This is a genomic window from Kocuria sp. LHG3120 (assembly GCF_049897445.1).
Lineage (GTDB): Bacteria > Actinomycetota > Actinomycetes > Actinomycetales > Micrococcaceae > Kocuria > Kocuria rosea.
The window spans coordinates 205,718-225,887 of record NZ_JAFCWG010000004.1 but is presented as its reverse complement, the minus strand read 5'-3'; the positions used below and the strand labels follow the sequence as shown (position 1 = coordinate 225,887).

Sequence of the window (20,170 nt, the reverse complement as noted above, 5' to 3'; positions counted from 1 at the left end):
ACCCGCCGTTCGGACCACCCTACGGGCGGGCCACCCTCCGGCGGGTGCGGACGGCGGCGGGACCCGGTGCGCCGGGGCAGCCGGAGTCGTAGCGTGGTGGGAGCACCGGACTGCTCGAGGCAGAGGGGACCCGTCATGAGGATCGTCGTCACCACGCCCACGGGGCACGTGGGCTCCCGCGTCGTGCGGCTGCTCGTGCAGGCCGGGCTGCGGCCCACCGTGCTCGTGCGCCGCGCGTCCCGCCTGGACCCGGACCTGCGGGCCCGGTGCGAGGTGGTCGAGGGGGACCAGGGCGATCTCGCCGCCGTGTCCCGGGCCACCGCCGGGGCCGACGCCCTGTACTGGGTGAACCCGCCGACGGACGACGACGACCCCGTCGCCGGCTACGCCCGGATGGGCGAGGTCGCCGCCGCTGCGGTGGCCGGGAACGCCGTGCCGCGGGTGGTCTTCCAGAGCAGCGTCGGCGCCGAGGCCCGGCAGGGGTTCGGGGAGATCGACGGGCTGGCCCGCACCGAGGAGCTGCTCGACGCCACGGGCGCGCACGTCACCCATCTGCGCTGCGGGTACTTCTTCACCAACCTGCTGCTGGATCTCGAGTCGGTGCGGTCCGGGGTGCTGAGCACCACCCTGCCGGTCGACCACCGGATGCCCTGGGTGGACCCGCGGGACATCGGGGACGTCGCCGCCGTCCGGCTGCTGGCCACCGACTGGACCGGCCGGCACACGCAGGGCGTGCACGGGCCCGAAGACCTCTCCTTCGCCGAGGCCGCCCGGATCGTGGGGGAGGCGCTCGGGCGCCCGCTGACCGCCGTCCAGGTGGCCGAGGCCGAGGTCGCCGGGATCCTGCGCTCGGCCGGCCTCACCGACGCGCAGGTCGAGGGGGTGCTGGGGATGTCCCGGGGGCAGCGGGGATTCACCCCGGAGAACCCGCGGGAGCCGCTCACCACGACGCCCACTGCACTGGGCGCCTGGGCCCACGCCGTCCTCCGGCCCGCGCTCGCGGCCTGAGCCGCCACGCCGACCCCGGAGCGGTGCCCGACGGGTCAGGACGAGGCGACCGGGCGGCGGTCCCAGGTCAGGACCACGTGGCCGCCCTCGAACGTGCTGACGTCCGTCAGGTCGAACCGGGCGGGCGAGAACTCCCCGGCGTCGAAGGCCGGCCGCCCGGCCCCGGCGAGCACCGGGTAGAGCTTGACGACCACCCGGTCGATCTCCGGGAGCACCGCCGCGGCCAGCGACGCACCGCCGACGAGACAGACGTCGAACGGCGAGTCCTCGGCCTTGAGCGAGCGCACGAGCCCGGCCGGGTCCTCGCGCACGACCGTCACCTCCGGGGTGAGCTCCTGCTGCGTGGTCGACACGACGTACTGGCGCAGGTGCGCGTACGGACTGACCACACCGATCGCCAGGGCCGGCTCGTAGGTGCGCCGGCCCATGACCACGGTGTCGAAGTGCCGGTGGGGCGCGTCGTCGATGCCGAGGTGGGTGCGGACATGGGTCGGGAGGGTCTCGGGGAACTCCTCGCCCAGCCAGGCGCCGTAGGCGTCGGAGAGCGGGAAGAAGTCGGTCTCGTCATGCGGACCGGCGATCCGGCCGTCGATCGAGACGCCGATGAAGTAGGTCAGTCGTCGCATGCTCCCATTCTCGACCGGTGCGCCGGGCGACGTCACGGGAGTCCCGGACGACGACGGGCGCGGTGCCGCGCGGCAACCGCCGAGGGACGGCGCCGGGTCCGCCTCACCGACCGCGCCGGACACGGTCGAAGGTCTCCCGGGCGACCTCCCACGTGGTCTTGCCGACGTCGAAGTGGTCGGTGAGCATGTACACCCCGATCCAGCGCTGGTAGGTCCAGGCGCGGTCGAGGAGCCCGGGGTCCCTGGGCCCGGTGTAGCGCTCGTACACCGCGCGGACGAAGTCCTCGCCGTACTCGTGCAGCTCCGCGAAGTCCACGGCCGGGTCACCGACACACATGTCGCTGAAGTCGATCACGCCGAGCCGGGCGTCGTCGTCGTCCCAGAGCAGGTGCCGGCTGTAGACGTCGTTGTGGACGACCACCTCGGGGAGGTCGGCGGCGAGGAGCGCGTCGACGTCGGTCAGGATCCGCTCCACCTCGTCCAGTTCGGCCGGAGTCAGCACAGCGGGCAGGTGCGCGGCGGCCGCGCTGCGGACGTCGTCCTGGTCCTCGGCCAGGAAGGACGCCGGCACCTGCTCCAGCGGGGTGCCGGGGACGGGTGCGGTGTGCAGGGCAGAGAGGAAGCCGGCCAGCTGGTCCACGAGCGCGTCGCGCGCCGTTCCGTCCAGGGAGGCCAGCACCTCCGGCTGGAGCGTGCGGCCGGGCAGGAGCGGGTACCCGGCGAACGAGCCGTCCGGCGCCACGCGGTCGTAGCGCGGGATCCGCACCGGCAGCCGCGGGGCGAGGTGGGCCAGGACCGCGACCTCCCGGCCGAGCGCCTCCGTGTACGGCGCCTCCTGCGGGAAGCGGAACACCAGGGCCTCGTCCAGGACGACGATGACGTGGTCCCAGCCCTCGGTGATCCGCCGCGCCCTCGACCACGTCAGTCCGGGGAACGCCGCGTCGATGCGCTCCAGCTCGTCCATGCCGCTCCTTCGTCGTCCTCCGGATCCGTCCGGCGCGGGCTCCTTGCGCGCGGTGGTGCCGGTGCCGAGCGCGCGGGTCACGTCGGGCCGCAGTGCTAGGCCGGCGGGCGGATTCCGGTTCGTCGCCCACCGGCCGGTCCCGTCGACCTCTCGTGCCCCGGTGCGCGGGGGTGTTCTCGGGACCGCGGTGCTCGACGGGCTCAGCCCGGGTGCGGGGCAGGCGCAGCACCATTTTCCCATCCCGCCCGCGGGCAGGCCAGAGCGCGCGGAGGGCATTCGGGCCGCGCACTGCTCATCGGGACATCAGAGGTCTTCATGAAGGGATGTTGCTCGGCTCCGCCCGCCGGACGGCGCCGACCGCATATGGTGCCTTGCACTAGGACAAACTTTCGATGTGGCAGGGAGTTGACGGCAATGGCGCCGAAGACTGTATTTCTGGCGTTCGCGGAGCAGGACGAGCTGTTCCGGAACCTTTTCACCGCGCAGTGGGACCGGGCCGGGGACCAGGCGCGGTTCGTGGAGCCGCCCGGGAACGGGGCGAGCGCGGACGAGTGGAAGCAGGACGTGCGGGACCGGATCCGCCGCAGCGACGGCGTGATCGCGCTGATCGGCGGCGGCACGCCGGCATCGGACGCGGCGCGGTGGCAGATCCGGTGCGCGGTGGCCGAGGACAAGCCGCTGCTGGGTCTGTGGGTGGAGCCCGAGGCGCGGAAGAAGCCGGCCGAGATGGGCCCCGCCCGCTGCGAGACCTGGACGTGGGAGAACATCGGGAACTTCCTGGACCGCCTGTAGCCCGGCTGCCTGCAGCTCGACCGCCCGGGGCACGTCTCGGGACCGGGACCCGCCGACCACAGGAGGAGCCGTGCGCGGATCGGCCGTCGTCATCGGTGCGGGCATCGCCGGCCTGGCCACCGCCCGCGGCCTGCTCGGCGCGGGCTGGTCCGTCCGGGTGCTCGAGCGCTCCTCGGGCCTGCCCGGCGCCGGCACGGCGCTGGGCATGTGGCCCGAGGCGATGCGGGCCCTGGACCGACTGGGGGTGGGCGAGCAGGTCCGGGCCGCCTCCGTGGAGCAGCGGGGGGCGCGGCTCCTCCGGCCGGACGGCACCGAGATCGCCCACCTCGGCCCCGGGCGCACGGCCCGGCTGGTCCCCCGGCCGGCGCTCCTGGCGGCGTTGGCCCAGGGCCTGCCCCCGGACGTCATCGCGTGGAACGCCCCGGTGACGGACCACGGCGCCCTGCCCGCGGCCGACGTCGTCGTCGCGGCGGACGGCGTCCACAGCCCCGTCCGCGCCGCGCTCTTCGGCGTCGCCCCGCGGCCGCTGGGCACGGTCGCCCTCCGCGGCACCGTCCCGGGCCCGGCGGACGGCGTCACGGAGACCTGGGGGCCGGCGCGGCTCTTCGGGATCACCCCGCACGACGCCGAGCGCACCAACTGGTTCGCGAGCGTCCGCGCCGACGTGCTCGCCTCCGCCGCGTCCGAGCGCGACGACGCCCAGGCCCTCCACCTGCTCTACGGCGACTGGCACCCGGCCGTGCGGCGCGTCCTGGCCGCCCTCGGGGGCACTCCGATCGACCGGCGCACGCTGCTCGACGTGCCCCCGCTGCCGTCCTACGTCCGGGGGCACACCGTGCTCCTCGGCGACGCCGCCCACGGCATGGCCCCCAATCTCGGCCGCGGCGCCTGCGAGGCCCTCCTCGACGCCACGGCGCTCGTCGAGGCGCTGAGCGCGGGATCCGACGTGCCCGGCGCCCTGCACCGGTACGACGCCGCGCGCCGCAGGCCCACCGTCCGCACGGTTCGTCTGGCCCGCCTGGCGAACCGGGTGGGCACGGCGCGGCACGGGCTGGCCGTGCGCAACGCCGCGGTCGCCGCTGCGGCACACCTGAGCTAGCTCGGGTAGGGGTCAGTTGCTGACGGCCGGGGCGTCGCGGATGTAGGCGGTCTCCAGGACCTGGGTGGCGGTGAACCGGGCGATGTCGGCGGCGGAGGCCGAGGAGCCCACCGCCCCGGGGCCGAAGAACCCCACGTACTTCAGCCCCCGGGCGCTTCCTCCGGTGACGTGCATGAACCGCACGATCGTCCAGTCCAGCCCGGAGCCGGCGACCACCTGCAGCATCCCTGCCATCTGCCGGTAGGCGTGCGGATCGATGTGGCGGGCCAGGTAGCGGTGGACCTTGATGCGGGCGGTGGGCCTCTCCTTGGGGCACAGGGTGACCACCGGGGTGCCGTGGCCGATGTAGCGGCGGATCCCATGGTGGTGCATGCCGGCCACGATGTGGCCGGTGCCCTCGACCAGGCTCGGTCGGCGGGAACGGGGCCCCAGGCGCGGATCCAGGGTGTTGATCACCGCCCCCGAGCCTTCCAGGGCGGCGTCAATGGCGGCGGGGTCGGTGATCTGCCCGGTGACCACCTGCACGGCCGGCCCCCAGGTGGTCAGCGCCTCCGAGGGGTCGGCCACGAAGGCGACGACCTCATAGCCGCGGAACAGCAGATCCTCGACGAGCTCCTGGCCGATGGCACTGACAGCCCCGAACACGGTGACCTTCATCTGTCCCCCAACGGATGCAGTTGCACGGACGTGTTTCCTGCACCGTAGATCACTCCGTTTCCGAATGAAATGCCATGGAGCGCGTGTGACATCCCCGGAGGGGGCGGTTCTGGTCCGGGGTCGGCAAGGACAGGAGCGGGTAGCGGGAATGCCGAGGGGCCGTCTCGCCGGGGGCGGGACCGGACCGGCGCAGTGCCCTCCCGGCGTCGTCGGCGTCCGAGCGCGTAGCCCCTTTCGGGGACAGGGCGACCAGATTGTGACTCCCGGGTAGCCAGTAAGCTGATGACAACGCATCGACTGGGCGTTCCCCACCTCCAGGAAGCGAGACGACGATGACCACCTCCGAGATCCTGCAGGCCGTCAGGGACCTGGTGCAGACCCCGCCCCCGGCCGGGGTGCGCGTGGACCGGTTCGAGATCGTCGACGAGGTCGCCGAGCTCTCCATGTCCTTCCACGACGAGGTGCTCGAGAACGTCCTGATCTCCGAACTGTCCTCCACCGGCGGACCCGCCGACTGGGACGACCCCCGCGCGCCGATGGACGAAGGCTCCCCGACCTGGGCCTATGCCGGGGGGATCGCTGCCCTGTTGCACCACGGCTATTTCAACCAGACGATCCTCGCCCAGCACGAAGCCGCGCTGCTCCGGATTCTCGCCGAGCACGGCCACCCCGGGACACCGGTGACCGCCACCGCCACCTACACCCCGGCCGACCTCATGCCCCACTACCGCCAGCTCAAGGCCGACCATCTCAAGCACCTGAGCGCTCCCCAGGGCTGAGATGCCGTGCCGGTGGACCCCGACCGTCACCGACCGGGCGCTGCTGTCGACCCGGCGGGGAGCGGCCGTCCCGGTCCGCGGTGGACGGGTGTGCATCCATCCCGACATCGAGATCCCCGCCGCGAGCCGCGAGCCTCACCGGCCCGACAGCAGTCCTGAGGCATGACGCATCACGCGATGCTGGTGCCGAAGAGCAGACCCAGGGCGTAGGTGGCGCCCGCGGCGCCGAAGCCGATGGCCAGCTGCCGCAGCGCCATCCTCAGCGGGGATCCGCCGGAGAGCAGGGCCACCACGGTGCCGGTGGTCAGCAGCGCCAGGCCCACGACGACGGCCGAGACGACCACGGCGGGCGTCCCGCCCAGTCCGAAGAGATAGGGCAGCACGGGCAGGATCGCCCCGGAGGCGAAGAAGCAGAAGCTGGATGCGGCCGCGCCCAGGCCGGTGCCGACGGCCTCGTGCTCGTCGGTCCCGACCACCGGGACCGGGCCGGTGGAATCGGCGTGGGGCGTCTGCAGGACCCGGGCGGCCTTGGCCTCGGCGGCCTCCGGGTCCATGCCGCGGGCGCGGTAGAACAGGGCCAGCTCGTTGGCCTCGGCGTCGAGCATCGGCACCTTCTGGTGCGTGTCCGCGTTGGGGGTGGAGGCCTCCAGCAGCTCGCGCTGGGACCGGACGGAGACGTACTCGCCGGCCCCCATGGACAGGGCCCCCGCGAGCAGACCGGAGATGCCTGTGAGCAGCACCATGGCGTTGGAGACCCCGCTGGCGCTGATGCCCATCACCAGGGCCAGGTTGGAGACCAGCCCGTCGTTGGCCCCGAACACGGCTGCCCGGAAGCTGCCGGCCATCCGATTGCGCCCGCGGGCGGCGAGGGCCCGGACGACCTCCTCGTGGATCTGCTCGTCGGCGGCCATCGCGTCCGTGGCGTGGAGGTCGGCCTCGTACGGGGAGCGGGACTCCGCCCGCTGCATCAGGGCCAGGACGAACACGGACCCGAAGTGGCGGGCGAGGAAGCCCAGGAGGCGGGACCGCAGGGACCCTCGGCGCGGATGCCCCACCTGGTGGCCGAGGAGCGTGATCCAGTGCTGCTCGTGGCGGGCCTCTGCCTCGGCCAGGCCCAGCAGGATCTCGCGCTCCTCGCCGGTGCGCCGGGCGGCCAGGTCGCGGTAGACGGCGGCTTCGGCGCGCTCGTCGGCCAGATAGCGGCGCCAGCGGCGAACCTCCGCCGGGGTGGGGGCGTGAGGTGCTGGGGTGTCGGATAGGGCCGTCATGGTCGTCCTTCGAGGCAGGGCCCCGGCCCGAGCACCCCGGGAGCAGGGAGACTTCGGCCGGAGCGGTGTCCGGCCGAAGGTCTCGTTCGCTCGCGCACTCAGGTGCTCGAGTGACGCGCCGGGTCTCCCATCCGGGGAGACCAGCATGTCGACACGTCTCTGCATCCACCCGGAAGGTGGCGGGAACTACTCCCCTTCGACTCGACCACGGTATCGAGTTCCTCGTTCGGCCGGTTTCGGTGGACCGAAACGGCGGTGCGCCCGGACAGGGATGCCCGCGGCGGCCGGCCCGTCCGTCACGGTGAAGGGGACGACGACGCGGCGTCGGCCTCGGCCACGCGCTTGAGCCGCTGCAGGCTCTCCCGCAGTCCTTCGCGCATCGTGGTCATCCGGTCCCGGTCCCGGCCCAGGGTGCCGATGATGAACCAGCCGATGCGGCCGACCGGCCGGGCGATCTCGTAGGACTCCGTCACCCGGGTGCCCGTGCCCTCCGGCTCGAACCGGTAGCGCCACACGAGGGTGCCGGCGAAGCGCTCGGTGCGGGCGAAGGCGAACTCCCGGCCGGGCTCGACGGCCATGACGATCGGCGTGTTGTGCCACGGGAACCGGGAGTCGGGCGGCACCCGGTTGCGGGCCCGGAAGCGTGCGCCGACGCGGGGTCCGCCGTCGTCGAGCCAGACGACCTCGTCGACCTCGGGACTGTACTCGGGGGTGCGGGTGACGTCGGCGACGAGGTCGTAGACCGTCCGCGGCGGCGCCTCGACGTGGATGGAGTCCTCGGCGCGGCCCAGTGTCTGCATGGTGGTCCTCCGTGCGGTGTCCGAGTGGCGGCGGCCTGGGCCCCCCGGGGGGGAGCGGCGGGCCGGGTGCTCCCACCGTAGGACCCCGGCGCGCCGGGCCCGCCCGGGTGAGACCGGATCGTTGCTCGCCGCGGTTGCGTGTCGCCGGTGGACTGCGGTCGGTGAGCGTCCCGCCGACCGGGCGCCCGCACCGGCCCATGAAATCGCACACGCGGGGCTGTGTCCCGGCTCAGCCGCGGCACAGCACCTGTTCCTAGCGTGGAGGTCGACACCGACCCGTACCGATGGAGGACTCATGGACCGCAGCACCCCGCACGAGACGGCGCTCAGCTACGAGGGCCGCCGGCTGCCGCGCCCCGAGGAGGAGGTGGTCGACCAGGGGCTGGGCTTCGACATCGGCACCCTGATGAACCGGCGGAAGGTGCTGACGGTCTTCGGTCTCGGCGCCTCGGCCTTCGGCCTCGCGGCCTGCGGAGCCGGGACGGGCGGTGCCGGCACGGGCGCGTCGTCGTCGGCCTCCACGGCGCCCTCGGCCTCGGCCACGGCCCTGGCGGTGGACGAGATCCCGGACGAGACCGCCGGGCCCTACCCCGGGGACGGCTCCAACGGCCCGGACGTGCTCGAGCAGAGCGGGATCGTGCGCAGCGACCTGCGTTCCAGTTTCGGGGACGCCGGCGGCACCGCCGAGGGCGTGCCCATGACGCTGGAGCTGACCGTCGCCGATCTCGCCAACGGCGGGGTGCCGTTCGCGGGAGTGGCCGTCTACGTCTGGCACTGTGACCGGGAGGGCCGCTACTCCATGTACAGCGAGGGCGTCACGGGGGAGAACTACCTGCGCGGGGTGCAGATCGCCGACGACGACGGGAAGGTCCGCTTCACCAGCATCTTCCCGGCCTGCTACACGGGCCGGTGGCCGCACATCCACTTCGAGGTCTACCCGGACCAGGCGTCCATCACCGACTCCACCACCGCGATCGCCACCTCACAGGTCGCCCTGCCGAAGAACGCCTGCGACGCCGTCTACGCCACCACCGGCTACGAGTCCTCCGTCAGCAACCTGGCCCAGCTCACCCTGGCGAGCGACAACGTCTTCGGCGACGACGGCGGGGCCAGCCAGCTGGGCGCCGTCACCGGCAGCGTCGCCCAGGGCTACACCGTCACCCTGACCGCCGGGGTGGACACGACCACCACGCCCACCGGCGGCGGCACGGCCGGAGGGCCGGGCGGACCGCCCCCGTCCCGCTGAGCGATCCAGCGATCAGCCCGTCTCTCCGGATCCCGTCGCGGCCGGGATCAGGCGCCGGGCGGCCGGTACGTGATCTGCTCGGCGCGGTGCAGGGCGTCCAGGGTGTCCTCGACGCTCATGAGCACCGTGGTCTCCAGGGAGCTCAGGGCGCCGCCTCCGCTGATGGCGAGGGCGACCGCGGCCATGGACACGTTGTCGGGCGCCTCCCACAGGTTGTAGCCGTCGTGCTCGCCGAAGGCGTACCAGAAGCCGTGCAGCTTCCCGCCGACCGATTCGATGTAGTCCTGGGCGGCCCGGCGGCGGTCCTCCGGGTGGGCGATCAACCGCGCCCAGGTCTCCGGGGTGTAGCTGAACTTGGACAGGTAGAGCGGCATCGTCTCGTCCCTTCTCCGTCCGGCGGGACGTCCTGGTGGCCGTCCCGTCGGCACCTGGTCAGGCCCCGGTCCCGGACCGGTCGACCATCGACTCGATGGGACGGGGCGTGGTGATGGCATCGGCGTGGCGGTGGCAGATCCGCCAGACGCCGTCCTCCTCGCGGCGGTAGACGGTGGTGGCCCGCAGCGCGAAGGGAACCGGCTGATCGGCTCCGCCGAGCTTGGCCCGGCAGTGCTCGATCTCCACGATGTAGGCGATGTCCGCCGTGCCGTACTCGGAGATGCGCTCGAACCGGACGGGCTCGCCGTCCCGCATCTGGGACGCGCCTCGGCGCACGGCCTCGGCGACCCGTTCAAATCCGCGGGCCGGCGGACCCAGCGGGTTCGCCAGGGTGACGTCCCCGGCCCGGGAGAACATCCCCACCTTCGGCTCGGGGTCCCCGCACACCAGGGCGCTGAAGGCCTGGTGGTCGGCTTCCACGGTCTGGGTCAGGTCGGCGGGGATCACGGTGTCCTCCTGGGGTCCGCGGCGTTCCACTCCTGCTGAGCTGACCGTAGGCCCCGCCGAGGGGCGGTCCAAGGGGAACGGCCGGATCGTCGCCGGCCCGTGACTCATGTCGCCTCCGTGTCGGCGGCGACGTCCGCTCAGTCCGGGGCGCCGTCCCGGGCGCGATCCGTCCAGGGGCCGTCGCCGAGCTTGGTGTACGAGGCGGCGACGATCTGCTCGAGGACGTCCAGGTCCACCGCGCCGAGATCCTTGAGGTAGATGCAGCCCACCCCGGTGGTGTGCGGGCCCAGACGCGCCAGGTTCTCCCGGTGGGCGTCGACGCCGTCGTACACGTAGACCGTCGTCGCGGCCTTCCGGGCCGCGAAGCCCGCCGCGGGGGCGTCGCCCTCGTGCCCGCTCGCGTACTTGTAGTGGTACTGGCCGAAGCCCACGATGGTGCCCCACATCTCCGCCGGCTGCCCGGTGACCCGGCTGAACAGGGGGAGGAGGCGCTCGGCGTCCGCCCGCCGCTTCGCCGGCGTGACCCCGGCGAGGTACTCCTCGACCGGCTGACCTGTCTTCTCCACGATGGGCTCCTCGGGGTCGCTGGGACGTCGATCGTCTCAGGCCCCAGGGTCCTCGGCCGGTCCGACACGGCAGCGCGGGGCCAGTGCGCGGATCGGTCCACGCCCTGGGCCACCGCGGTGCGGACTCCGCTCGGATCCTGGGTGACGACGACGCCGGCCGGTCACCGACGGCTCATGCGCGGCGTCCGAGGCGTGCGGCGGAGTCGTCCAGGGCGGACGAGGTGTGGTTGGAACGTTGGTCACCCCGTCGTCTTATCCAACTCTGTCTGAATAACGTTGTACAAGAGGCGGGAAAGACCCCGATTCACAGTGCGGTTACGCCTGGTCGCCGCCATCGGGGCGCTGCCAGTCAGAGGGAGCAGTGGCAGAGATGCATCGACGTGAGCACCCCGGTGCGCGGCGTCGGCAGGCCACGGCCGTACGGTGGGTGGCGCTGACAACGGGACCGACAGAGAAGTGATCCTGATCTCCGACACCGACACCGACACCGACACCGACACCGACACCGGCCCCCACCTCCGGACAATCCGAGGTTGCGCCTTCCAGGTCGCGTCCTCCCGAGCTAGGATGGAAGCACTAGATCCCCCTCGCCTCTCCACGATGCGCACCTGGGGGATTTTTTCTGTCCGGAACTAGGATCAGTTCCGTGTCCAGAGGCCGCATTCCGCCCAGGCCCCGCTCGCGGGGAGACGCCCACTACGCCAAGCCGGCGCTGCCGCACGCCGAACTGGCGAAACAGTGGTCGGACAGGGGCATGGCAGTACCCGACCCAGATCGTGCCCTGCGCTATCTGCGGCACATCGGCTACTACAGGCTCTCGCCGTACACGATCCCGTTTCAGTTCCGCGACGGATCGCACCGTTTTCGGCCCGGAACGACCTTTGACGACATCCTCGACCTGTACGTGTTCGACCGACAACTGCGCCTCTTGGTACTCGACGCCCTGGAACGGGTGGAGGTGGCAGTGCGTGCCGGCCTGACCGACATCATGTCCGAGAGGGCAGGCGGCCCCCACTGGTACGTCGATCCCATGCACTTCACCAGTCGTTCAAAGCATGACCGCCTGCTCAGCGAGATTCGCGACGAATGCGCTCAGCAACTACGGCGACAGCCAGAGCCGGCCGGGGACGCCATGACCTATCCTTCGGCGCTGGAGCACTATCTCATCACCTACGGATTCCCTGAGCTGCCGCCGTCCTGGGTGATGGTCGAGATGCTGACGATCGGGCAGCTGAGCCACCTGTACTCGAACATCTCCCCCCGCAGCGCCAGGACGGCCATCGCCCGTTCGCTCGGTCTGAACGAGGCGGTCCTGACCTCGTGGTTGAAGACCTATGTGCGCGTCCGCAACGTGTGCGCTCACCATGGACGGCTGTGGAACGTGGGCCTCGGTGTCTACCCCGCGATACCTGCCGATGCCTCGATCACCTGGCTGGTCGATCGCACAGTCCTGGACGAAGTCGACGCGCGGCGCCACCGCCTCTACCCGGTGCTCGTGTCGCTCCAGACCGTCCTCTCGACGGTGTCGCCGCGCAGCACCTGGGCGCAGCGGCTTGTTCAGTTGCTCGAGCAGCACACACGGGTACCGCTCCCCGCGATGGGCATGTTCGACGGTTGGTCGGAGGACCCGTTCTGGACTGCTCACCTCGGGAGGTGACGCAATCACTGGGCCTTCGGCCCTATCCACGGCAAAGCGGCCATTCTCGACTGCCAGGTGGAAGCTGACGACAACACGGCAAGGTTCCGCTGAACCATGGATGCGGTTCGGGCGGAGACCGACTGGAGATTGGGGTGTCCTGCGACCTGCAGCCAGGGGATCAGCAGGGCTTGAAGAACTTCCCGCCCGGGGCGTAGCAGCGCGGCCCGGTGTAGCCCGGGATGTCGGCGTAGTAGCCGGGCGGGGCCTGGTTGACGATGTTGGCGCCCGGGTTCGGGGCGGGCTTCGGTGCCGGCACAGGAGCGGGTGCCGGTGCGGGTCTCGGTGCGGGCGCGGGAACGGGTGCCGGGTTCGGCGCGGGCGCGACCGCCCGGCGCGCGGCGTCGGCCGCTGCCTGCCGCGCCGCTTCCGCCTGGCGGTCGAGCTCGGCCTGCCGGGCGGACTCCGCCTGACGTGCCGCCTCGGACTCCGCCTGGCGGCGCTGGTCCTCGGCCGCCGTGCGCTCCGCCGCCTCGGCCTCCGCCGCGCGGCGCTGCTCCGCGGCACGCTCCTGGAGGCCGGCGACGTCCTTGCGGACGCCTGAGATCTCGCTCGTGAGCGACGGCAGCCCGACCAGATGGCGGACCTGCGGGTGCGCGTGGCCGTCGACCGCGTCGAGAGCCGCCAGGAAGGCGACGGCGGCCGCCACCTCACCGGCCGCATCGGCGAGGTCCGCCGGCGCGGCGTCGGCGAGCGCGCTCGTCGCCTGCTGGAGCTGTGCGGGAATGGTGCAGCCCTGGGCCGGGTCGAGCAGTCCGGCCTGCTGCTCCTCGGCCTCGGCGAAGGCCTCCTCGACCGGCGGCAGGAACCGGCCGTTGGGCGCGATGTAGAGCGGTGTGCCCAGGCCCTGGCGGGCGATCTCGGCGTTGACCAGCGTGCCGTCCTCCCGGAAGACCCCGGCCAGGGTGCGGTCGTAGCGGTCGGTGCGCTCCTGGTCGTACTCCAGGCCCACCACGGTGCCCGGCGGCAGCAGCTCCTCCAGCAACGCGGTCGCCTCCGGGCCGAGGCACTCGACGACCTCGTTCGGGTCCTTGGTCTCCGGGGTGTCGATGTTGAGCAGCCGCACCCGCACCACCTCACCGTCCCGCTGGACGTCGACGGTGTCGCCGTCGATCACCCGCTCCACCACGGCGCGCTCGCCGCGCAGTTCCGGGGCGGCGGAGGTCTCGGTGGAGGCGGCGTCCGACGACGACGTCGTGTCGCTGGAGACCGCCGATCCGCCGCAGCCGGTCAGGAGCAGGAGGACGAGCGCGGAGGCGCCCAGTCGGAGCGAGGTGGGAGAGGAGGGGGCCACGGGAGTCCTGTCAGGAAAGCGTCAGTTCCCCTCCAGCCTATGGATGCATCTGCAATCACTGGGGAGGCTGGTGTCCCCAGTTCTGCGGCCCTGCCCTGGTCTAGAGGTGTATTGCAAGGGTTGGGGTCTGGGAAGGGGGTTGGGGGTGCTTGTGCGGGTATCGGCTTCTGCGGGTCGACATGTCTTGGCGCAGGCGTGGCAGAACGAGGGACCGCCGTCGAGGTCGTCCTCGAGCTCGATGATCACGTTCTGGGCCACGGGTGGGCGGTTCCAGGTGGAGTCGATCTCCAGTGGCCGGTGGTCGGGGCGGATGTTGCGGAACGTCGTCACTCCCACCGCGCGGTCTTCTGCATCTCGGATGGTCTCCCGCAGTCATCGGCCGGGAGCACGGCCGACGCCGGCCATGAGGCACAGTCTCAGCGCAGCGGCTCCCGTGCCGCGGCGAAGGCGGCGGCGATGTCGACCGTCACCGCGGCCGGCATCTCTCCGCTGTCCAGGGGCACTCCATGGGTGAACTGCCGAGTGCTGTTGGCGACCTGGATCCGCGCGGTCGCCCCGTCCCGGTGCGCGGAGACCAGCCGCAGATCGGGGTCGGCGTGGGAAAGGTCGGGGAGGTAAGCACCCAGGTCGTCCAGGAGTTCGCTCCACAGTTGCTGGGGGGCGGGGGTGTCCGGGTAGGTGTCGGGATCCTGCGCGGCCGGCGGGGTGATGGGTCCGGCAACCTTGCTCAGCAGCTGTGTGATGCGAATCCGCCCGGCCGTCAGCGGCACGGTCACCGACGGTCCCGTCACGCACTGCACATCGGCGGTCTCCTGGGCCAGCGTGACGCCGGTGATGAGGCTGTGGTGTTGGGCGCGTTCGACCATGGACAGCTCGTGCAGGAAGGATCCGCCGGTCACGGTCACGTCCATCAACCCCTCAGATGTTCAGAGCGTTCTTCACGAAGTCAGGGCACGCTCCTGCGTATCCCTGACAGTACGTCGTCGTCACTCCGAAGGGGCGGCCGTCACTGGTGTTGGTGCGGAAATCCACCCCCGCCATCACCGTGACCGTTCGCACCACCTTGCACGTGCGCCACCACAGGATGCCAGAGCACCTGACTTCGTTCACCGGGGTGCTGTAGTTGTACTTGGAGCCGGAGACGAACCACTTGTGCTGGGGATACTTCGTCGTAGCTCGCGCGACCCGGTAGTTGACGTTGTGGGTGTTCACGATCTTGGTGTTGATGTTGCTGCGCAACGTCACGGTCCTGCTGTCACGATCCAGCCAGCTGTAGAGCACGGGCGCGTTGGCGGCGGCCACCATCACCCGGGGAGCCGCGACTGTCGAGGCCACGAAGTGCTGCTGAGACTGCAGAACGGGCTGATCCGATGGCAGAGCGGCCTCCTCCGGCAGCAGCAGTTCGGGCACCGTCTCCGGCTCCTCGAGCACCGCCTCGGCGACCTCTTCCTCCACGCCCACCTCTTCCAGGTCAGTGGCTTCCACGGTCTCGCCGACCGCCACGTCCATGTCGCCGACCACGGCGAAGGACACCTCGGCGAACTCCTCGAAGATCTCCGGTGCAGGAATCGGGGTCTCGACCGTGGTGGCGGTTGCGGGAGCGCCCAGCAGACCCACCACCAGGACGGCGGCGATCGTTCCTGTGGTGATGCTTCTGAGCCTCATGGGCCACTCCTCGTGCCGGGACGACCCTGTGACCGTCGTGGATGACGCTCACGCTATCCACTGTGTTTGCAATCGACATCATCCGAAAGGAGGGAGGCAGCACGACGCGGAAGTGTCCCGTCGGTCAGAACATGCTGACCTGTGCCGGGGTGCTGCGGAGCAGGGGGTCGCGCTGCGGGCGCTGATGGCGTCACACGGCGGAATGAAGGCGCTGTCACTTGCCGTGTACTAATGCAAAGACATGAGATGCAGGGAGACCTTCTCGCCCTGTCCGAAAGCTGACCATCATGACGCCCTCCGTCGACCCTGCGCTGCCACCTCCTGCGCCCATCCGGACCACGGGGTTCGCCACCTTCCGGCTGCTCGGGCCGCCGGCGGAGGCCCGAGCCCCGATGCCGGAGTCGAGTCTGGCGAACCGACGAGCAGGCCAGGCGGTGATGGCCGAGACGCTGCGGATCCATGACGGAGATCCGCCCCGGTCGTGGTGGCGACGTCTGGTCGGAGCCAACCCGCTCAGCGCCGACAGCCGGCCCTGGTTCCAAGGGGCGCTCGGAGAGATCGCGGTCGGGCAGATCCTCGGCCGCCTGGGCCCGGAATGGACGGTGCTCCACGCCGTTCCGGTCGGCGCCGGGGTCTCGGACATCGACCACGTGCTGATCGGCCCGGCAGGCGTGTTCACGCTCAACACGAAGAACCACGCGGGCAGAAATGTCTGGATCGGCGAGCGCGCGATTCTGATCGACGGGCACAAGCAGCACTACCTGCCCCACGCTCGCCATGAGGCGGCGCGTGCCGGCAGGCGGTTGAGCGCGGTGGTGGGGGAGCGCGTCTTGGTCACCCCGGTGCTGGTGCTGATCGAGCAGGGAAAGCTGACGATCAAACAGCGTCCCGCCGACGTCAAGGTCGTCACCGATCGTGACCTGCTGCGCTGGTTGAAGCGCCGCCGTCCCGTCCTGACTCCTGAGCGGATCACCCGGATCGCTGCCGCAGCCGTGGTTCCGGGGACCTGGCACCACCATCCCGCGCCGCCCGAGGACCCGGTCGCGCTGCAGGAGCGCTTCGCGGAGTTGCGACACACCGTGCGGAGCGCGCGACGCCGCCGCAGGCTGTGGGGCCTCGGGATGATCTTCGGGGGCACTGCAGTCGCCGTCAACTACGGCTTGGACCTCCTGACGGCACTGCTCAGCGCCGGACTGTCCTGAGCGACAGAAGCACAGCGGTCAGGAGCGCAGCACGGCGCGGGCGAAAGAGCGCCCTTCCGGAACAACGGATGCGTCCGGTGCATCCAGCGCGGATAGTCTGCCGATCACGCCCAGCTGGGCGAACACGTCCCAGCTGTCCCGGACCTGGCCGCGCACCATGTCGGGGGTGAGTCCCCACCCGTCGGCGGCCTGCCAGCCGAAGACCTCCAGACCGAAGCCGATCCGCCGCAGCACCTCGTCCTGGGATTCGGTGCGACCGGCCGCGAGCTCGAGGGCCAGCAAGAGCGTGGCATCGCGCCCGGCGTCGTGCCGGTGCCGGTGGGCCAGGGACCGGGCCACGGAGAACCACAGGCCCACGGGGTCGTCCCCGAGCCCTCGGACGGCCACGGGCAGGACCAGCCGACCCTTGAGCTTGCGCACCAGTCCGAGCCTGTGCGCCTGCTCGCGCAGCCGCCTGACCGGCTGGGTCCACTCCTCCCGATTGCCTTTCCCGATCCAGCGCTCATCCCAGCCGAACTCCTCCATGGCCTCGGCCACCACGGAGGGCGGCAACCACCCGGCAGCGGTCAGATTCAAACCATCGGCACCGACCCTGCGGATCAGCCAGCGGTACGGGGTCACCATCCGGTCCGCCACGGCCGCATCGACCAGCACGGGTGTCTCCAGCTCAGCGGACTGCAGACAGGTGCGAAGTTCTGGGCGCAGACCGGGCGGAACCCGCTCCACCAGCTCGGCGACCAGGGGAGGGGTATTCGGGTGCGGGGCGCGGCGTCCGTCGTCGTCGGGGACGGGGAAGCGGAGAATCAGCTCGCGGTTGACGGCGTCGACGTCGAACCGGTCGGCATCGAACGGCTGCCACGGACCGACGGTATGGGCCACCCACTCGGTCAGCTCCTGGTGACGCTCGTGGCGGGGATCGGCGAGGGTGTCCAGCAGCTCGGCGTAGCCGGGAGTGCCGCCGCAGTCCTCCGGGGGCGCTCGCCGTTCGCCGCGATCCACGTGCGCAGCCGGTTCCGTCGCGGGGACGGTGCGCTGCTCGACGAACTCGAGGCGGTGGATCCAGCGGTCACCGAAGTCGTACTCGTAGTACAACGGACTGCTCTCCTCGGTCAGCACCTGGCCGAGGGTCCACTCGGTCTCGGGTAGGCCGTCCAGCTCCTCCCGGTCCTCGTGGGTCATCCAGCGCCGGGGGTCCCGGACTTCCCCGTCTACCGGGTGCAGGCGCTCGTCGGGGCCCATGTCCTCGAATAGGTGCAGGTGGCTGTCCCGCCAGCCCATGGTGATCTGCAGGGCCTCGTGCACCCGGTCCAGCGTGAGATCCGCGTCCAGTTCGAGAAGCCGCCAGATCTCGGGGTTGGTGTCCACCAGGACGATCTTGAAGCGGATCAGATCCCGCGTTGGCCGGCTGGTTCCCGCGCGTGCTGCCATGGGGCCATCCTCTCAACCCGGCTTCCCTCACGTCAGGTGTCCACGGCGCGGACGCCCGGGATGCGTGACGGGGCCGGCGACCGGGCACTGCGGTCCGTGCGGCTCCGTGGGGCAGACGGGTGGACTCTTGCAGGTTCCGTCCCGTGAGCGCACAGTTCTTTTATGAGAACGACGACGCCGTTGTTCGTGGTGGCCGTGGTGATCGCGGCCCTGGCCCAGCTGGTGGTCGGGTTCTTCTACATGGCCAGCGGTCTGATGGCTCCGCTGTGGGCCATCGTGCTCCTGGGCGTGTGGTGGGTGCTCCTGACATACGTCGGGGTGCGGCTGGTGCAGCGCGGGTCCTACCTGGTGTTGCTGGTTCCCCTGGTGGCCGTCGCAACATGGTTCGGCGTCATGACGTTCGGGGAAGCGGTCCTCGGCTGGACTCCTTGAGGTCCATCAGCTCGTGCCGCATGCGCCGCCGGAGGGTTCACACCGCTGTCCACGGTGTTCCACAGCCGGTTGCTGTAGCGCCTGTCGGGGCGCTGCCCTCGTCCGGCAGGAGTCGCTGGACCTGACTGCCGGACGAGGACACCTCCCAGCCGCACCTCATGAGCAGGTTGCGGGCCCGGACAGGGGCCGTGCGTTCATCGAGAGGTTGTCGGCCACGGCGGCCTGCCGGCCGGACGACGGGGCGACGACGTTCGACGGTCTTGCCGGGTGACCGGCGTCCACGCGCGGGGCCACGTCGCCCAGGAAGGCCAGGCTGCGACGCAGCGTGTGGACCCAGCCGTCCCAGCCGAGGTGGCGCCACGGCACTCGCTTCTCCGGGGGTGCGGCCAGGCGGCCGATCACTGTGTACACCGACAGCACAGCGGCTGCGGCCAGCACCAGGAACACGAACGAGATCATGATGAGCTCCTTGCCTGCGGTGGGCCGGCCGATCCGGCTCACCCTCACACTGACAAGCCTCGTCGCCCGGAGCCTGTGACACGAGTGGCAGAAATGACTCCCTCCGGTCATTTTCTGCCAAGTCCGTCGGCGCCCTGCCGCGGAGTCCCGGATGAGCCGAACGCTTGCTCGAGACCGCGACCATGGCTGAGCATCTCAGCCGCGCTCTCGCGGCCGAGGTGCTCAGCAGGCGGGGCTCAGGAGGTCGTCGCGAAGCGGCGGCGGTACTGCTGCGGGCTGAGTCGGCGGATCCGGGTGAAGTGATGGCGCAGCGTGGCCGCGTTGCCGAAGCCGACGTCCGCGGCGATGCGCTCGACGGGCAGGTCGGTCTCCTCGAGGAGCTGCTCGGCCCGGTGCAGGCGCCGCGCGGTGATCCAGGCGTGCGGGGTGGTGCCGGTCTCGTCGCGGAAGCGGCGGGCGAAGGTGCGCGGGGACATGGCGGCGCGCCGGGCCAGGGCGTCGACGTCGAGCGGCTCGTCGAGGTGTCCCACGATCCAGGTGAGCAGCGGGTCCAGCATCTCGGCCCGGCGCTCGGGGACCGGGTCCTTGATGAACTGGGCCTGCCCGCCCTGGCGCTGCGGCGGCACGACCATGCGGCGTGCCACGGTGTTGGCGGCCGCCGAGCCGAACTCCTGGCGCCACAGGTGGAGGCAGGCGTCGAGGCCTGCCGCGGTGCCGGCGCTGGTGAGGATGCTGCCGTCCTCCACGTAGAGGACTTCGGGCACCACCTGCGCGGCAGGGAAGCGCTCGGCCAGCTCCGCGGTGTGCATCCAGTGGGTGGTGCAGCGGCGGCCGTCGAGCAGACCGGCGACACCCAGGACGAAGGCGCCCGAGCAGATGGACAGCAGCCGGGCGCCACGGTCGTGGGCCGCGCGCAGGGCGTGGATCACCTCCTCCGGGACCGGGATGTCCCGGGACATGGCCGGGAGGACCACGAGATCCGCCGCAGCCACCCGGTCGAGGCCGTGCTGGACCGCTATGTCGAAGCCGGCGATCGTGCGGACCGGTCGGCCGTCGGGGCTGCACACGGCGAAGTCCATGACCGGCAGGCCGTCGCCTGAGCGGTCGATCGCCCAGGCCTCGCAGGCCACCCCGAGCTCGAAGGGGGAGACCTCGTCGAACACGATGACGGCCACGTTGCTGATCATGGGTCCATGCTCCCAGCAGCGCGGCAGGAAGTCGACGACAGTATGAAAAGTGTCAGTCGCGGCAGGGCGGGCACGCGAGGAGAATCGGTGTCAGCAGCACCGAGGCACGGACGGCGGGAA

General features: G+C 71.4%; 22 protein-coding genes. 8 read left to right on the top strand and 14 right to left on the bottom strand.

Annotation, left to right across the window (positions count from 1 at the left end):
* The first annotated feature begins 135 nt into the window (after positions 1 to 135).
* The gene (locus tag ACP7CD_RS10010; protein WP_290467663.1) at positions 136 to 1,008 is read left to right on the top strand and encodes an NAD(P)H-binding protein; all 873 of its coding nucleotides are present in this window, start codon (positions 136 to 138) and stop codon (positions 1,006 to 1,008) included.
* Positions 1,009 to 1,043: 35 nt separating this feature from the next.
* Here the strand turns inward: ACP7CD_RS10010 and ACP7CD_RS10005 are convergent, their stop codons facing one another.
* Complete coding sequence (locus tag ACP7CD_RS10005) at positions 1,044 to 1,634, bottom strand: dihydrofolate reductase family protein (RefSeq protein WP_426120122.1); 591 nt, start codon at positions 1,632 to 1,634, stop codon at positions 1,044 to 1,046.
* Between the two features lie 103 nt (positions 1,635 to 1,737).
* Positions 1,738 to 2,598, bottom strand: a complete 861-nt coding sequence (locus ACP7CD_RS10000) for a phosphotransferase family protein (protein ID WP_426120121.1) — start codon at positions 2,596 to 2,598, stop codon at positions 1,738 to 1,740.
* A 414-nt stretch (positions 2,599 to 3,012) separates the two neighbouring features.
* Between ACP7CD_RS10000 and ACP7CD_RS09995 the strand changes: the two genes are divergently transcribed.
* Positions 3,013 to 3,390, top strand: coding sequence for a TIR domain-containing protein (locus ACP7CD_RS09995; RefSeq protein ID WP_109221529.1), 378 nt, complete (start codon positions 3,013 to 3,015; stop codon positions 3,388 to 3,390).
* A gap of 70 nt (positions 3,391 to 3,460) precedes the next feature.
* Positions 3,461 to 4,489: an FAD-dependent monooxygenase gene (locus ACP7CD_RS09990; protein ID WP_426120120.1), complete on the top strand. Its 1,029-nt coding sequence runs from the start codon at positions 3,461 to 3,463 to the stop codon at positions 4,487 to 4,489.
* Positions 4,490 to 4,501: 12 nt separating this feature from the next.
* On the opposite strand, the gene ACP7CD_RS09985 is transcribed toward ACP7CD_RS09990, so the two are convergent.
* Positions 4,502 to 5,146 (bottom strand): NAD(P)-dependent oxidoreductase, encoded by a 645-nt coding sequence (locus tag ACP7CD_RS09985; RefSeq protein WP_426120119.1) that lies wholly within the window; start codon positions 5,144 to 5,146, stop codon positions 4,502 to 4,504.
* 332 nt (positions 5,147 to 5,478) lie between these two features.
* Here ACP7CD_RS09985 and ACP7CD_RS09980 point away from each other — a divergent pair, with 332 nt between their 5' ends.
* Positions 5,479 to 5,925, top strand: a complete 447-nt coding sequence (locus tag ACP7CD_RS09980) for a hypothetical protein (protein ID WP_272026508.1) — start codon at positions 5,479 to 5,481, stop codon at positions 5,923 to 5,925.
* Positions 5,926 to 6,095: 170 nt separating this feature from the next.
* Here the strand turns inward: ACP7CD_RS09980 and ACP7CD_RS09975 are convergent, their stop codons facing one another.
* Both ACP7CD_RS09975 and ACP7CD_RS09970 read right to left on the bottom strand, forming a co-directional pair.
* On the bottom strand, positions 6,096 to 7,193 hold the full coding sequence (locus tag ACP7CD_RS09975; protein WP_272026509.1) for a VIT1/CCC1 transporter family protein: 1,098 nt from the start codon (positions 7,191 to 7,193) through the stop codon (positions 6,096 to 6,098).
* Between the two features lie 296 nt (positions 7,194 to 7,489).
* Complete coding sequence (locus ACP7CD_RS09970) at positions 7,490 to 7,993, bottom strand: SRPBCC family protein (protein WP_426120118.1); 504 nt, start codon at positions 7,991 to 7,993, stop codon at positions 7,490 to 7,492.
* 295 nt (positions 7,994 to 8,288) lie between these two features.
* Here ACP7CD_RS09970 and ACP7CD_RS09965 point away from each other — a divergent pair, with 295 nt between their 5' ends.
* Entirely contained in the window at positions 8,289 to 9,239 is a 951-nt protein-coding gene (locus ACP7CD_RS09965; RefSeq protein WP_426120117.1) for an intradiol ring-cleavage dioxygenase, read from the top strand.
* 47 nt (positions 9,240 to 9,286) lie between these two features.
* On the opposite strand, the gene ACP7CD_RS09960 is transcribed toward ACP7CD_RS09965, so the two are convergent.
* From ACP7CD_RS09960 to ACP7CD_RS09950, 3 genes are all read right to left on the bottom strand, one after another.
* On the bottom strand, positions 9,287 to 9,613 hold the full coding sequence (locus tag ACP7CD_RS09960; RefSeq protein WP_290467658.1) for a GYD domain-containing protein: 327 nt from the start codon (positions 9,611 to 9,613) through the stop codon (positions 9,287 to 9,289).
* Positions 9,614 to 9,671: 58 nt separating this feature from the next.
* A complete protein-coding gene (locus ACP7CD_RS09955; protein WP_426120116.1) occupies positions 9,672 to 10,121 on the bottom strand; it encodes a YybH family protein in 450 nt (149 codons plus the stop codon).
* A gap of 137 nt (positions 10,122 to 10,258) precedes the next feature.
* A complete protein-coding gene (locus ACP7CD_RS09950) occupies positions 10,259 to 10,687 on the bottom strand; it encodes a DUF1801 domain-containing protein (protein WP_426120115.1) in 429 nt (142 codons plus the stop codon).
* 754 nt (positions 10,688 to 11,441) lie between these two features.
* On the opposite strand from ACP7CD_RS09950, the gene ACP7CD_RS09945 reads away from it, so the two are divergent.
* Positions 11,442 to 12,344 carry an Abi family protein gene (locus tag ACP7CD_RS09945; protein WP_336650453.1) on the top strand — a complete coding sequence of 301 codons (903 nt, stop codon included), beginning with the start codon at positions 11,442 to 11,444 and terminating at the stop codon, positions 12,342 to 12,344.
* A 160-nt stretch (positions 12,345 to 12,504) separates the two neighbouring features.
* On the opposite strand, the gene ACP7CD_RS09940 is transcribed toward ACP7CD_RS09945, so the two are convergent.
* The 3 genes from ACP7CD_RS09940 to ACP7CD_RS09930 form a co-directional block, all read right to left on the bottom strand.
* Positions 12,505 to 13,677 carry a thermonuclease family protein gene (locus ACP7CD_RS09940; protein ID WP_426120113.1) on the bottom strand — a complete coding sequence of 391 codons (1,173 nt, stop codon included), beginning with the start codon at positions 13,675 to 13,677 and terminating at the stop codon, positions 12,505 to 12,507.
* A gap of 416 nt (positions 13,678 to 14,093) precedes the next feature.
* Positions 14,094 to 14,588: a hypothetical protein gene (locus ACP7CD_RS09935; protein ID WP_426120112.1), complete on the bottom strand. Its 495-nt coding sequence runs from the start codon at positions 14,586 to 14,588 to the stop codon at positions 14,094 to 14,096.
* A gap of 7 nt (positions 14,589 to 14,595) precedes the next feature.
* Positions 14,596 to 15,342: a hypothetical protein gene (locus ACP7CD_RS09930; protein WP_426120111.1), complete on the bottom strand. Its 747-nt coding sequence runs from the start codon at positions 15,340 to 15,342 to the stop codon at positions 14,596 to 14,598.
* 437 nt (positions 15,343 to 15,779) lie between these two features.
* Here ACP7CD_RS09930 and ACP7CD_RS09925 point away from each other — a divergent pair, with 437 nt between their 5' ends.
* Positions 15,780 to 16,544: a nuclease-related domain-containing protein gene (locus ACP7CD_RS09925; protein WP_426120110.1), complete on the top strand. Its 765-nt coding sequence runs from the start codon at positions 15,780 to 15,782 to the stop codon at positions 16,542 to 16,544.
* Between the two features lie 18 nt (positions 16,545 to 16,562).
* Here the strand turns inward: ACP7CD_RS09925 and ACP7CD_RS09920 are convergent, their stop codons facing one another.
* Positions 16,563 to 17,972 (bottom strand): plasmid pRiA4b ORF-3 family protein, encoded by a 1,410-nt coding sequence (locus ACP7CD_RS09920; protein WP_426120109.1) that lies wholly within the window; start codon positions 17,970 to 17,972, stop codon positions 16,563 to 16,565.
* A gap of 162 nt (positions 17,973 to 18,134) precedes the next feature.
* On the opposite strand from ACP7CD_RS09920, the gene ACP7CD_RS09915 reads away from it, so the two are divergent.
* The gene (locus tag ACP7CD_RS09915; RefSeq protein WP_290467651.1) at positions 18,135 to 18,404 is read left to right on the top strand and encodes a hypothetical protein; all 270 of its coding nucleotides are present in this window, start codon (positions 18,135 to 18,137) and stop codon (positions 18,402 to 18,404) included.
* Positions 18,405 to 18,560: 156 nt separating this feature from the next.
* Here ACP7CD_RS09915 and ACP7CD_RS09910 read toward each other — a convergent pair whose 3' ends face one another.
* Together ACP7CD_RS09910 and ACP7CD_RS09905 are read right to left on the bottom strand one after the other, a co-directional pair.
* On the bottom strand, positions 18,561 to 18,863 hold the full coding sequence (locus ACP7CD_RS09910) for a hypothetical protein (protein WP_426120108.1): 303 nt from the start codon (positions 18,861 to 18,863) through the stop codon (positions 18,561 to 18,563).
* Between the two features lie 236 nt (positions 18,864 to 19,099).
* Positions 19,100 to 20,050: a helix-turn-helix domain-containing protein gene (locus tag ACP7CD_RS09905; protein ID WP_426120107.1), complete on the bottom strand. Its 951-nt coding sequence runs from the start codon at positions 20,048 to 20,050 to the stop codon at positions 19,100 to 19,102.
* Between the last annotated feature and the right edge of the window lie 120 nt (positions 20,051 to 20,170).

Excerpts from the sequence above, each read along its gene's own strand:
- ACP7CD_RS09995 (WP_109221529.1), top strand. The coding sequence starts at position 3,013 with ATGGCGCCGAAGACTGTATTTCTGGCGTTCGCGGAGCAGGACGAGCTG.
- ACP7CD_RS09975 (WP_272026509.1), bottom strand. The coding sequence starts at position 7,193 with ATGACGGCCCTATCCGACACCCCAGCACCTCACGCCCCCACCCCGGCG.
- ACP7CD_RS09980 (WP_272026508.1), top strand. The coding sequence starts at position 5,479 with ATGACCACCTCCGAGATCCTGCAGGCCGTCAGGGACCTGGTGCAGACC.
- ACP7CD_RS09905 (WP_426120107.1), bottom strand. The coding sequence starts at position 20,050 with ATGATCAGCAACGTGGCCGTCATCGTGTTCGACGAGGTCTCCCCCTTC.
- ACP7CD_RS09965 (WP_426120117.1), top strand. The coding sequence starts at position 8,289 with ATGGACCGCAGCACCCCGCACGAGACGGCGCTCAGCTACGAGGGCCGC.
- ACP7CD_RS09970 (WP_426120118.1), bottom strand. The coding sequence starts at position 7,993 with ATGCAGACACTGGGCCGCGCCGAGGACTCCATCCACGTCGAGGCGCCG.
- ACP7CD_RS10000 (WP_426120121.1), bottom strand. The coding sequence starts at position 2,598 with ATGGACGAGCTGGAGCGCATCGACGCGGCGTTCCCCGGACTGACGTGG.
- ACP7CD_RS10005 (WP_426120122.1), bottom strand. The coding sequence starts at position 1,634 with ATGCGACGACTGACCTACTTCATCGGCGTCTCGATCGACGGCCGGATC.
- ACP7CD_RS09915 (WP_290467651.1), top strand. The coding sequence starts at position 18,135 with ATGAGAACGACGACGCCGTTGTTCGTGGTGGCCGTGGTGATCGCGGCC.
- ACP7CD_RS09930 (WP_426120111.1), bottom strand. The coding sequence starts at position 15,342 with ATGAGGCTCAGAAGCATCACCACAGGAACGATCGCCGCCGTCCTGGTG.
- ACP7CD_RS09945 (WP_336650453.1), top strand. The coding sequence starts at position 11,442 with ATGGCAGTACCCGACCCAGATCGTGCCCTGCGCTATCTGCGGCACATC.
- ACP7CD_RS09985 (WP_426120119.1), bottom strand. The coding sequence starts at position 5,146 with ATGAAGGTCACCGTGTTCGGGGCTGTCAGTGCCATCGGCCAGGAGCTC.
- ACP7CD_RS09920 (WP_426120109.1), bottom strand. The coding sequence starts at position 17,972 with ATGGCAGCACGCGCGGGAACCAGCCGGCCAACGCGGGATCTGATCCGC.
- ACP7CD_RS09925 (WP_426120110.1), top strand. The coding sequence starts at position 15,780 with ATGGCCGAGACGCTGCGGATCCATGACGGAGATCCGCCCCGGTCGTGG.
- ACP7CD_RS10010 (WP_290467663.1), top strand. The coding sequence starts at position 136 with ATGAGGATCGTCGTCACCACGCCCACGGGGCACGTGGGCTCCCGCGTC.
- ACP7CD_RS09960 (WP_290467658.1), bottom strand. The coding sequence starts at position 9,613 with ATGCCGCTCTACCTGTCCAAGTTCAGCTACACCCCGGAGACCTGGGCG.
- ACP7CD_RS09935 (WP_426120112.1), bottom strand. The coding sequence starts at position 14,588 with ATGGACGTGACCGTGACCGGCGGATCCTTCCTGCACGAGCTGTCCATG.
- ACP7CD_RS09910 (WP_426120108.1), bottom strand. The coding sequence starts at position 18,863 with ATGATCTCGTTCGTGTTCCTGGTGCTGGCCGCAGCCGCTGTGCTGTCG.